12 protein-coding genes and 1 pseudogene are annotated in these 10,217 nt (G+C 72.4%); 8 read left to right on the top strand and 5 right to left on the bottom strand.

Features of this window, described 5'->3' with window-relative positions; genetic code table 11:
* Window positions 1–188: 188 nt before the first annotated feature.
* Window positions 189–296, top strand: a pseudogene (locus tag ACLJQM_RS41780) (IS481 family transposase); the annotation flags it as partial.
* Here ACLJQM_RS41780 and ACLJQM_RS41775 read toward each other — a convergent pair.
* From ACLJQM_RS41775 to ACLJQM_RS41765, 3 genes are read right to left on the bottom strand one after another with little or no spacing between them, the layout of a single operon-like run.
* Window positions 293–883, bottom strand: a complete 591-nt coding sequence (locus tag ACLJQM_RS41775; RefSeq protein ID WP_410635864.1) for a TetR/AcrR family transcriptional regulator — start codon at window positions 881–883, stop codon at window positions 293–295. The pseudogene ACLJQM_RS41780 and the gene ACLJQM_RS41775 overlap by 4 nt on opposite strands.
* Before the next feature lie 4 nt (window positions 884–887).
* Window positions 888–1,757, bottom strand: coding sequence for an alpha/beta fold hydrolase (locus tag ACLJQM_RS41770; RefSeq protein WP_410635863.1), 870 nt, complete (start codon window positions 1,755–1,757; stop codon window positions 888–890).
* A gap of 35 nt (window positions 1,758–1,792) precedes the next feature.
* The gene (locus tag ACLJQM_RS41765; protein ID WP_410635862.1) at window positions 1,793–2,419 is read right to left on the bottom strand and encodes an NAD(P)-dependent oxidoreductase; all 627 of its coding nucleotides are present in this window, start codon (window positions 2,417–2,419) and stop codon (window positions 1,793–1,795) included.
* A 366-nt stretch (window positions 2,420–2,785) separates the two neighbouring features.
* Between ACLJQM_RS41765 and ACLJQM_RS41760 the strand changes: the two genes are divergently transcribed.
* Window positions 2,786–3,298, top strand: coding sequence for a VOC family protein (locus ACLJQM_RS41760; protein ID WP_247023045.1), 513 nt, complete (start codon window positions 2,786–2,788; stop codon window positions 3,296–3,298).
* A gap of 51 nt (window positions 3,299–3,349) precedes the next feature.
* Here the strand turns inward: ACLJQM_RS41760 and ACLJQM_RS41755 are convergent, their stop codons facing one another.
* Complete coding sequence (locus ACLJQM_RS41755) at window positions 3,350–3,775, bottom strand: DoxX family protein (RefSeq protein WP_360770737.1); 426 nt, start codon at window positions 3,773–3,775, stop codon at window positions 3,350–3,352.
* A gap of 375 nt (window positions 3,776–4,150) precedes the next feature.
* Between ACLJQM_RS41755 and ACLJQM_RS41750 the strand changes: the two genes are divergently transcribed.
* The 5 genes from ACLJQM_RS41750 to ACLJQM_RS41730 all read left to right on the top strand — a co-directional run bounded on the left by ACLJQM_RS41750 (window position 4,151) and on the right by ACLJQM_RS41730 (window position 8,251).
* Window positions 4,151–4,837 (top strand): TetR/AcrR family transcriptional regulator, encoded by a 687-nt coding sequence (locus ACLJQM_RS41750; protein WP_360770740.1) that lies wholly within the window; start codon window positions 4,151–4,153, stop codon window positions 4,835–4,837.
* On the top strand, window positions 4,837–5,940 hold the full coding sequence (locus ACLJQM_RS41745) for an FAD-dependent oxidoreductase (RefSeq protein WP_410635860.1): 1,104 nt from the start codon (window positions 4,837–4,839) through the stop codon (window positions 5,938–5,940). The genes ACLJQM_RS41750 and ACLJQM_RS41745 overlap by 1 nt, the downstream gene beginning before the upstream one ends.
* A gap of 14 nt (window positions 5,941–5,954) precedes the next feature.
* Entirely contained in the window at window positions 5,955–6,638 is a 684-nt protein-coding gene (locus ACLJQM_RS41740) for an alpha/beta fold hydrolase (RefSeq protein WP_247023048.1), read from the top strand.
* Between the two features lie 28 nt (window positions 6,639–6,666).
* Window positions 6,667–7,917, top strand: coding sequence for a PucR family transcriptional regulator (locus ACLJQM_RS41735; RefSeq protein WP_360770747.1), 1,251 nt, complete (start codon window positions 6,667–6,669; stop codon window positions 7,915–7,917).
* Between the two features lie 85 nt (window positions 7,918–8,002).
* Window positions 8,003–8,251 (top strand): hypothetical protein, encoded by a 249-nt coding sequence (locus tag ACLJQM_RS41730; protein WP_410635858.1) that lies wholly within the window; start codon window positions 8,003–8,005, stop codon window positions 8,249–8,251.
* Window positions 8,252–8,288: 37 nt separating this feature from the next.
* Here ACLJQM_RS41730 and ACLJQM_RS41725 read toward each other — a convergent pair whose 3' ends face one another.
* Window positions 8,289–9,191, bottom strand: coding sequence for a LysR family transcriptional regulator (locus ACLJQM_RS41725; RefSeq protein ID WP_410635856.1), 903 nt, complete (start codon window positions 9,189–9,191; stop codon window positions 8,289–8,291).
* 122 nt (window positions 9,192–9,313) lie between these two features.
* On the opposite strand from ACLJQM_RS41725, the gene ACLJQM_RS41720 reads away from it, so the two are divergent.
* Entirely contained in the window at window positions 9,314–10,024 is a 711-nt protein-coding gene (locus ACLJQM_RS41720) for a type 1 glutamine amidotransferase domain-containing protein (RefSeq protein ID WP_410635855.1), read from the top strand.
* Window positions 10,025–10,217 lie beyond the last annotated feature (193 nt).

The raw sequence follows: 10,217 nt of genomic DNA, 5'->3' as shown, positions 1-10,217 counted from the left end.
CATCCGCTGCCTCAAGCGCTACATCGCCCGCGAAATCTACGCCAACCTTCCTCGAACAACACCCCACTCACAACCACCGCACCCCCATGCCGCTTGACGAATATAGGAGCATCGAACGGTTCCACCGGACACTGACCGAGGGATGGGCCTACGCCCGCTTCTGTCCCTGCGAGCAGCAACGCCGAGCAGCGCTACCGGGCTGACTGCACTTTTACAATCACCACCGACCCCACAGCTCAACCGGCGGCAAGCCGCCGGTCACCCGGCTGACCAACTTCCCCGGACATCACAGCTAGGTCCGCAGCAGGCTCCCGAGCCAGCCGCCCAGTACCTGCTGGACCTCGGCGCGGGTCGTCGCGGGGTCGGCCGCCGCGGCGATCATCCGCGCCGCCTCCATCACCGCGCTGAGCACGAGCTGGGCCAGGGCGCGGACGGGCTGCTCGACGATCAGCCCGTCCGCCCTGGCCTGCTCCAGCACGGTGACGAGCAGGCCGAGGCCGTACTCCGCCTCGATCTCGCGCCAGACCTCCCAGCCCAGCACGGCCGGGGCGTCGGTGAGCGAGATGCGGCGGACCTCTTCGCGCAGGCAGGCGTCGAGGAAGACGCCCAGGCCCTGCAGCATGCCGGTCAGCGGGTCCGCGGCACCGGCGAACGCGGCTTCGACCTCTTGGGTCAGCTCGCGCTCGAGCTCCTCGACGACGGCGCGGAACAGGCCCTGCTTGTCGGCGTAGTGGTGGTACAGCGCGCCCCGGGTGACGCCGGCGGCGCGGGTGATCTCGTCCGCCGGCACGGCCTGGTAGCCACGGCTGGCGAACAGCTCGCGCGCGGCGGTGACCAAGGCGGCCTTCGTGCCGGCGGAACGGTCCTGCTGGGTACGTCGCACCCGCCTAATCTGCCACGGCAACCGCGAACTCGACGACGTGGCGGGCCAGCACGGCGGGCTGGTCCTCGGAGATGAACGTGTAGGAGTCGGGCACCTCGACGAGTTTCGCGTCCGGCAGCAGCGCGGCGAGCCGGTGCGCGAGCCGGATCGGGAACAGCTTGTCCTCGGCCGCCCAAGCCAGGAGCACCGGCCGGTCGAAGGTCCGCAGCTTTTCGGCCGCGGCCAGGGTGTGCCGCGGATGGACTTCCCGGAGCAGCTTGCGCAGGTCCCGCCGCACCCCGGCCGACTTCCGCAGCTGCCCGAGGTAGGCCTGCGCGACCGCGTCCGGCAGCGGCCGCTTGGTCACCCAGCCGAACAGCAGCGGAAGCCGGTACAGCGCGCGGATCCGCAGCAGCTGCCCCAGCACGGCCATCGACCCCGGGATCCGCGCGATCGGCGGCAGCGCCTTGAAGATCGGCGGGAAGAAGTACTCGAAGCAGTCGGACGGCGTGAGCACCACGCGCCCGACCCGCTCCGGACGGCGGCTGAGCACGATCTGCGTCAGCGCGCCGCCGGTGTCGTTCGCGACGAGCGTGACGTCGCGGAGGTCGAGCACCTCGAGGAAGCCGGCGATGACGTCGGCGTTCCCGGTGGGGGACAGGTCGGCGTCCGCGCGCATCGGCAGGTCGTGCGCGCCGAGCGGCAGGTCGGGCGCCAGGCACCGGAACCCGGCCGCGGCGATGTCGGGGACGACTTTCCGCCAGAGTTCCGCGTTCGTCAGCACCCCGTGGACGAACACCACCGGGGCGCCGGAGCCCCGCTCGAAGTACCGCACCTCGCCGGCGGGCAGCCGGACGCGGTGCTCCTGACCCAGGGTTTCGCTCCGTTGCGTCATGCGGTCAGGTTACATACATGATGTATGTATGTAAATCAGTTCGCGACGGTGAACCGGGTCCGGTGGTGGCGCGGCCGTTCCGCTTCGTCCAGCAACGCGACCGCGAAGTCCTCCATCGAGATCGCCGACCGGCCGTCGGAGTCGACGAGCAGTTCGTCGCCGCCGAGGCGGTAGTGGCCGGTCCGTTCGCCCGGTTCCAGGAGTGCGGGCGGGCTGGCGTAGGTCCAGTCGACGGCGGTGTCGGTCCGGTATTCGTCGTGCTGCGCCTGGCATGCCGCGGCGATCGGGCGCAACTCGGCGGGGAAACCCGGGTCTTCGAGCACCGTCGTGCCGGCGGGGGTGAGCAGGCTCGCCGCGCCGCCGACGGCCAGCAGCCGGATGCCGGTGCCGGCGAGACCTTTGAGCAGGCCCCGGGTCGCTTCGACCAGCTCGTGTTCCCGGCCGGGTGCGGGGCGGGTCGCCGTGATCACGAGGTCCTGGCCCCGGCCGAGCGCGGCGACGTCGTCGGGGTTCGCGGCGTCGCCCGGGCGGACGGGGACCGGCAGATCCTCGGCGCGCCGAGGATCGCGGGCGACGGCGGTGACTTCGTGACCTCGGGCGACGGCTTCGGCGACGACGCGGCGGCCGACGTTGCCGGCCGCGCCGAACACGGTGATGCGCATGGGGACTCCTCTGCGTCAAATTGCTTAGCGCTAAGAAGTCTAGCTTAGGGCTAAGGTAACTGTGCGCGTCAGGAGCCGGGTACGAAGGACTGGCGACGGGAAGGCGGCGCGATCGGCCGGGGAGGCGCGGCGGTGCCCCGGACTTGGCTTCGGGGAAAGGTCGGACCCGGGGCCCCGCCGCCCGCGGGACAGCTGACACGGTGTCCTGCGGTGGATCCACCCTACGAACCGCCGGGGCGCCTGACCAGGGCCTCGATCCGGTGTCGAAGGTTTGTCGCCCGGTCGGTCACGACACCTACCGAGAGTGGTCCGTGGTAGCCTGAAGTTGAAACTTCAATCGATTACGTACCGCGTGCGGGAGTCCCGATGTCGATCTTTCGCCTGAACCACGCCGTGCTCTACGTCCGGAACCTGGCGGAGAGCGTCGCTTTCTACCGGGACGTGCTGGGTTTCGGCTACATCGACGGCGGCGACGCCCACCGCGGCGCGGCCTTCCTGCGCGCCCCCGGCTCGACCAACGACCACGACCTCGGCCTCTTCGAGATCGGCGCGCACGCCGAGGATTCCGGCGCGGGCCAGACGTCGGTGGGGCTCTACCACCTCGCGTGGGAGGTCGACACCCTCGGCGACCTCGAGCGGATCGCGGGCCGGCTCCGCGAGGCAGGCGCGCTGGTCGGGTCGTCGGACCACGGCACCACGAAGTCGCTGTACGCCAAGGACCCCAGCGGCATCGAGTTCGAGGTGGTCTGGATCATCCCGCGCGAGCTGCTGACCGACGCGGACCGCGCGAAGAGCGCGGCCATCGGCCGGCTGGACCTCGCGGGCGAGCTGGCGAAGTACGGCCCGGACGCCCGCAGCGGCGTGGGCATCTCCCGCTAGGCGAACCCGGCGGCGCACCGGTGGAGCGGGCGCCGCCGAGCCCTCCCTTCGTCAGGCGGTGACGCTGGTCCGGTCCGGCTGTGCTTCCCGCTGTCGCGTCGCGAGGTTGCCGAGCGCGAAGCGGCCGGGGCCCACGAACGCGACGATGAGCAGCGACCAGCAGAACAGCGTCGCCGCTTCGCCGCCGTTCTGGATCGGGAACAGGCCGTCCGGGGCGTGCGAGGAGAAGTACGCGTAGGCCATCGAGCCGGAGCCGAGCACGGCGGCGACCCGGGTGCCGAAGCCGACGCAGACGAGCACGCCGCAGACGAGCTGGATGAGCGCGGCCCACCAGCCCGGCCAGGCGCCGACGGCCGTGGGGGCCTTCGCGCCGAACAGGCCGAACAGGGTCTTGAGGCCGTGGCAGGCGAACAAGAAGCCGATGACGATGCGGTACAGCCCGATGACGTGCTCGCGGGCCGGGTCCAGGCGGTGCATGGTGCCTCCGGTGTCGGTGCTGGGCGGCATCGAACCGGCCGGGGGAGGGACCGGCCGCTGCGAATTCGGTACGCGCCCAGATATACCGTCCGTCAGTGACTCGTCACAAGGTCCTAAGGTCGGTTAAGCACATTTAAGTAATGGTATTCACTGGAGTTTCCGGCCGCAGGCAACGTAAAACCGCCGTCCGGGTGATCTTGATCCAGTGGTCCAGACCAGTTTGCGGAGTGGTCCGCTCCGGTGTTTCGGGAATGTTTCCGAACCATTGACCCTGAACATTGTTCTGAGAAAATTCTGAGGACTCGAACCGTACCCTGACGGTGACGTGGCACACCCGAACACGTTCGTCACGAACATGTTCGCTATGGTGGTGGCATGGCACCGGACAGCACGTACAACCGGCGGGAGCGCCCGGCGAAGCCGGCGTTGACGCGGGACGGCATCGTGGCGACAGCGGTCGCGCTGATGCGCGCCGAAGGCGTCGAGCGCGTCACCATGCGACGGCTCGCCAAGGAGCTCGACACCGGGGCCGCGTCGCTCTACGTCTACGTCAAGGACACCGAGGAACTGCACGCCGCGGTGCTCGACGAGCTGCTCGCCGAGGTCGACCTCGGCGGGGAGGGGGACTGGCGCGAACGCCTGTGGGCGGTGCTGGACTCCTACCGGGCGGTGCTGTTCGCGCACCCCAGCCTGGCCCGCGTCGCGCTGGTGACGCGGCTGAGCGGGCCGAACTACTTCACGCTCGTCGAGCGCGTGCTCGCGCTGCTCGACGAAGGCGGCATGGCACCGGGGCAGGCGGCGTGGGCGGTCGACGCGCTGCTGCTGAGCGCCACCGCGGCCGCCGTCGAGCACGGCAGCCGCCGGGAGAAACCCGGTGCCGCCCGCGAGCACGACGTCCTGGTCGAGTCGGTGGCGACGGCGTCGCCGCGGACCCACCCGCACATCGCCGCGCTGGCCGCCGACCTGGTGTCCGGCCCCGGCCCCCGCCGCACGAGGTGGGCGTTCGACGCGCTGCTCAACGGCGCGCTCGCCACCCCGCGCCCCGAACCCGAGGAGTCCTGATGCCCGCGATCGCCATCACCGGCGGCGGCCTGGGTGGGCTCACCCTGGCCCGCGTCCTGCACACCCGCGGCATCGCCGCGACGGTGTACGAACTGGACGCCACGCCCACCGCCCGCGACCAGGGCGGCACGCTCGACCTGCACGAAGAATCCGGGCTGCGTGCCCTGGCCGAAGCCGGCCTGCTCGACGGATTCCGGGCCCTCGCCCGGGAAGAAGGCGAAGCCCTGCGGATCCTCGACCGCCACGGCGTCGTCCGGTTCGAAGAGGCCGCCGAAGACAGCGGGGGCACCCGGCCCGAGATCGACCGCGGTGCCCTCAAGCGGATCCTCGTCGAATCGCTGCCGGACGGAGTGGTCCGCTGGGGTGCCAAGGTGACCGCGGTGGCGCCCGGGCGGCTCACCCTGGACACCGGCGAAGTCGTCGAAGCCGATCTGGTGGTCGGCGCGGACGGCGCGTGGTCGAAGGTCCGCCCGCTGCTGTCGGACGCCGTGCCGCGCTACTCCGGGCTGTCCTTCGTGGAGGCCCGGCTGTCCGATGTGGACGACCGGCACCCGGCGGTGGCGGCGCTGGTCGGCGCCGGGTCGATGTTCGCGCTCGCCGCGGGGAAGGGGCTGATCGCCCAGCGCACCGGCGGCGGGTGGATCCGGGTGTACGCCGCCGTCGAGACCGCGGATCCCGCCGCGGTCGCGGACTTCGCCGAGCGGGACCGGTTGCTCGAGGTCTTCGCGGACTTCGACGCCGGGCTCCGGGCGCTCATCGCGGAAAGCGACGGTGCCCTGATCCCGCGGCCGATCCACGCCCTGCCGGTCGGGCACCGCTGGGCGCGCGTCCCGGGTGTGACACTTCTGGGCGATGCCGCACACGTGATGTCACCCTTCGCCGGCGAGGGCGCGAACCTCGCCATGCTCGACGCCGCCGAACTGGCCCTCGCGCTGGCCGGGCACGACGACGTCGAAAGCGCTCTCTCGGCCTACGAAGCCGCGATGTTCCCCCGTGCGGAAGCCGCCGCCCGGGACTCGGCGGACAACCTCGAAGCCTGCTTCGCCCCCGGCGCGCCCGCCGCGATGGTCGAGCAGATGACCCGGTTCGCCGCCCACCGCTGACGAAAGGGACCACCATGACCTTCGACCTTCTCGACACCGGTGCCGGCGACCGGACGGTGCTGGTGCTGCACGGCGGCGCCGGACCCCGCGGCGTCACCTCGATCGTCGAGCACTTCGCGCCGCGCGCCCGGGTGCTCGCCCCGACGCACCCGGGCTGGTCGGGCACCCCGCGCCCCGACTGGTGCACCGGCGTCGACGACCTCGCGCTGGCCTACCTCGAACTGCTCGAGGACGAAGACCTCACGGACGTCACCGTGGTGGCCAGCTCCTTCGGCGGCTGGGTCGCGGCCGAGCTGGCCGTCCGCGACCGGGGGCGGCGGCTCGGCAAGCTCGTGCTGCTCGACGCCATCGGTCCCGAGGTCGACGGCGTCCCCGTGCGGATGCCGCAGCCGCCGGCCGGTGCGCCGCAGCCGCCGCCCGGCGCGCCGGGGCCGAACCCGGCCGACCTGGAGGCGCTGCGGACCTACGCCGGCCCCGGCCTGGCCGATCCGAAACTGTTGCGCCGCCTGGCGCGGGTCCGGATCCCGGCGCTGCTCATCTGGGGCGAGGACGACACCGTCGTCCCGCCGGCCTTCGGCAAGGCCTACGCGGCCGCGTTCGCCGACGCCCGGTTCGAGGTCGTCCCGGGCGCCGGGCACATGCCGGCGCTGCAGGCTCCCGATGCGACGTTCGACTTGATCGACGTGTTCCTCGAATAGCTTGATCCATACCCCGTAGAGTGGCTCCATGGTGGACGAAGAAGTCGTCTCGGAGCGCATCCGGCAGATGGCCGCCGCACTGGCGGGCCGCGCGGACGAACTCACCGGCGAACTGATCCAGCTGTACGCGGCCGACCTGCCGCAGCTGGTCAACGACGACGAGCGCATGGTGAGCCTGCTGTCGGCGAGCGTCTACCAGAACATCGAGACCGCGCTGCAGATCTTCCGGCACGGCATCGACCCGGCGACCGTCGAGCCGCCGGCCGCGGCGATGGAGTACGCGCGGCGGCTGGCGCAGCGCGGCACGCCGGTGTTCGACCTGATCCGCGCGTACGACCTCGGCCAGGCCGCGATGCTCGACTTCGGGTTCCAGGAGTGCATCCGGGTCGTCGACGACGCGGCGCTGCTCGGCGCCATGATGCGCCGGCTGCTGAAGGTCGCCTACGAGTTCATCACCCGGGTGGTCCGCCAGCTCGTCGGCGTCTACCAGGACGAACGCGACCGGTGGCTGCTCAACCGGAGCGCCGCGCGGGCGGCCAAGGTGCTGGACCTGCTCAGCGAGAACGGCGGCCCGCCCGACGTCGACGCCGCCGAGGCGGTGATCGGCTACCGGCTGCGCGGCACGCACGTCGGGCTGGTCGTCTGGCACGCGTCCGAAGCCCACGACGTGCTGTCGCACCTGGAATCGGTCGCGGGCGCGGTGCTCGAACGCGCCGGTGGTGCGGGCCGCCCGCTGTTCGTGCCCCGCGACGAAGCCGGCGCGTGGGCGTGGCTGCCGGTCGAGGCGGTCCGGCGGGAAGACCTCGACGCGGCCCTCGCGGACGCCGATCCGGGCGTGCGGGTGACCGTCGGCGACCCCGGCACCGGCGTCGACGGCTTCCGCGACACCCACCAGCAGGCCCGCCGGGTGCACGCGCTGGCCCTGGCCGCCGGCGAACACTGCGACCGCGTCCTGACGTTCCGGGAAGTCGGCACGGTCGCGCTGATGACGAGCGACCTCAACGCGGCGCGCCTGTGGGTCGCGAGCACGCTCGGGCCGCTGTCGGCCGACGACGAGAACTGCGGGCGGCTGCGCGAGACGCTGCGGGTGTTCCTCGCTTCCGGCGGCAGCTACACCGCGTCGGCGGCCGAGCTGACGATGCACAAGAACTCCGTCCAGTACCGCGTCCGCAAGGCGCAGGAGCTGCTGCCGCGCGGGCTCGGCGAGGGACGGCTCGACGTCGAGCTGGCGCTCAACCTGTGCCGCCGGCTCGGGGCAGCCGTGCTGGCCGCGGCGTGACTTTGGTGCCGCGGACCACCGGTGGCGGAGATCATTGGGTCGCGGGCACGAAGCCGTGATCGGCCGTTCGGCCTACCGTTCGGCTATGGGTGAGAACGGTGGGATGCTCGCGCTGGTGCGGCTTCGCCGAGGCGTCGTGGGCGAAAGCAGACGCGTCTGCCACCTGATCCCCGTCCCGGCGGGCCCGGTCCCGGGGCACCTGACGGCGCTGTGCGGCGAGGCGATCTTCCCCGGCGAGGCCGAGGTGCTCGACGGGCTGCGCGGCATGCCGTGCCACGCGTGCCTGATGCAGAGCGCCCCGGCGGGCGGAGACCTCCTGGCCAACGCGGGCTGAGCCGCGCGCGGCGGGGAGTGAGCGCGGCGGGAGCCCGCTAGAGCGAGCCCCAGGCTTGGGCGCGCTGGAGCAGGCGGTCGCGCACCAGGCTCACCGCCGGGCGGGGCGGCGTCGTGCGGGTGACCAGGTACCAGGTGTTGAGCGGTGGGGTCTCGGGCTCGTGGACCAGCTCGACCGAGCCCGCCTCCAGCGCCGCCGCCGCGAGGTAGCGGGGCAGGACCGTCGCGCCCGCGCCCGCGATCACCACCGCCAGGACCGCGCGCAGGTCCGGGACCACCACCGCGACCCGGTTCGGCGGGCGCCTGCCGAACTCGCTGCGCCAGTAGCGGCGGATGATCGGCAGCTCCTCGGCGTAGGCCACGAGCGGCAACGCCGCCAGCGCGCCGATCGGGTCGGCCGCCAGCCGGGCCGGGTCGACGCCGCGGGCCAGGGCCGGGGCGGCGACCAGGACGAACTCTTCGTCGATCATCGGGGTCGCGGTCAGCGCGCGGTCGCGCGGCCGCACCGACGAGACGACGAGGTCGAGGCGGGCCGCGGTGAGCGCGGCCAGCAGTTCCTCGGCGAGGCCGAGTGTCACGGTGAGCTGGAGCCCGCGCGTGACCAGCGGGGTGAGCGCGGGCAGCACCCGGGTCGCCATCGCGTCGCTCGCGCCGCCGAGCGCGACCTTGCCGAGCGGGACGGCGTCGTCCGGGCCGGGCGTGAGCGCGCCCCGCAGTTCGTCGATCCGGGTGCCGACGCGCGCGGCCAGCTCGACCGCGCGGGCAGTCGGCGCGGCGCCGTGGCGGGACCGGGTGAACAGCGGCTCGCCCAGCTCCTTCTCCAGCCTCGACAGCTGGCCGGTGACGGCGGGCTGGGTCAGGCCCAGCTCCGCCGCGGCGGCCGAGAGCGAGCCGCGGCGGTAGACCGCGACGAACGTGCTGAGCAGATCCAGACTTGGCACGCAAGCCACCTTCCATAAGCACCGTTATGGATGGTACCGGCCGCGGCGGACTACCGGCCGGGCTCGCGCGGTTGACCCCGGCGTGCGGGGCACCGGGTCCCGCGGACAAGGAAAACCCCGACATGGCACGGATCCTGATGATCGTTTCGGCCGCCGGCCGGCTGCGCCTCGCCGACGGCACCGACCACCCGACCGGCTTCTGGGCCGAGGAGGTCGCCGAGTCGCACCGGGTGCTCACCGAGGCCGGGCACCGCGTCGACGTCGCCACCCCGGAGGGGCGGCAGCCGGTCGCCGACCCGGTCAGCTTCGACGAGCGCGGCGGCGTCGACCCCGTGGCCGGCGCGAAGTACCGCGCGTACCTCGACGCGCTCGACGACCTGGCCGCGCCGCTGAAGCTGGCCGACGCGACCGTCGACGGCTACGACGCGCTCTACCTGCCCGGCGGGCACGGGCCGATGGCCGACCTGGCCACCGATCCCGCGCTCGGGCGGCTGCTGGTCGCCGCGGACGACGCGGGCAAGCTCGTCGCGGCGCTGTGCCACGGCGTCGCCGGGCTCCTCGCCGCCCGCCGGGACGACGGGACGTTCGCCTTCGCCGGGCGCGTGATGACTTCCTTCAGCGACGACGAAGAACGCCAGGGCGGCCTGGGGGAGCGGACGCCGTTCTTCGTCGAGGCGCGGCTGCGTGAGCAGGGTGCCGCCGTGACGCCGGGCGCGCCGTGGTCGAGCACGGTCGTCGCCGAGGCGAACCTCGTCACGGGCCAGAACCCGCAGTCCAGTGTGGACACCGCGGCCCGCGTCGCGCGGCTGCTCGATTCTGGATCGATTTCGTGAAATGGATTGTCGGTGAATATCCGACCGGCAAAGGGAACAATTCGCCGGTGGTCACGTGCAGTAGTGGATCGGGTGTCCACAGTGGCGGGTGGGCCGGGTTCGATCATGGATCGCGTGGCGAACTCGTGCGTCTGGTCCAGGATCGATAGGTCATTCGGCTGAACTCTGCGGATTGCGTATCCCCCTGCGGCGT

The organism is Amycolatopsis sp. cmx-4-83, assembly GCF_046548815.1.
GTDB lineage: Bacteria > Actinomycetota > Actinomycetes > Mycobacteriales > Pseudonocardiaceae > Amycolatopsis > Amycolatopsis pretoriensis_A.
The sequence above is the reverse complement of the archived record's forward strand: the minus strand, read 5'-3'. Positions and strand labels throughout refer to the sequence as shown.

What these genes read in the sequence shown, in the direction of transcription:
- ACLJQM_RS41770 (WP_410635863.1), bottom strand. Translation starts at nt 1,757, where the DNA reads ATGACGCAACGGAGCGAAACCCTGGGTCAGGAGCACCGCGTCCGGCTG.
- ACLJQM_RS41765 (WP_410635862.1), bottom strand. Translation starts at nt 2,419, where the DNA reads ATGCGCATCACCGTGTTCGGCGCGGCCGGCAACGTCGGCCGCCGCGTC.
- ACLJQM_RS41760 (WP_247023045.1), top strand. Translation starts at nt 2,786, where the DNA reads ATGTCGATCTTTCGCCTGAACCACGCCGTGCTCTACGTCCGGAACCTG.
- ACLJQM_RS41755 (WP_360770737.1), bottom strand. Translation starts at nt 3,775, where the DNA reads ATGCACCGCCTGGACCCGGCCCGCGAGCACGTCATCGGGCTGTACCGC.
- ACLJQM_RS41750 (WP_360770740.1), top strand. Translation starts at nt 4,151, where the DNA reads ATGGCACCGGACAGCACGTACAACCGGCGGGAGCGCCCGGCGAAGCCG.
- ACLJQM_RS41745 (WP_410635860.1), top strand. Translation starts at nt 4,837, where the DNA reads ATGCCCGCGATCGCCATCACCGGCGGCGGCCTGGGTGGGCTCACCCTG.
- ACLJQM_RS41740 (WP_247023048.1), top strand. Translation starts at nt 5,955, where the DNA reads ATGACCTTCGACCTTCTCGACACCGGTGCCGGCGACCGGACGGTGCTG.
- ACLJQM_RS41735 (WP_360770747.1), top strand. Translation starts at nt 6,667, where the DNA reads ATGGTGGACGAAGAAGTCGTCTCGGAGCGCATCCGGCAGATGGCCGCC.
- ACLJQM_RS41730 (WP_410635858.1), top strand. Translation starts at nt 8,003, where the DNA reads ATGGGTGAGAACGGTGGGATGCTCGCGCTGGTGCGGCTTCGCCGAGGC.
- ACLJQM_RS41720 (WP_410635855.1), top strand. Translation starts at nt 9,314, where the DNA reads ATGGCACGGATCCTGATGATCGTTTCGGCCGCCGGCCGGCTGCGCCTC.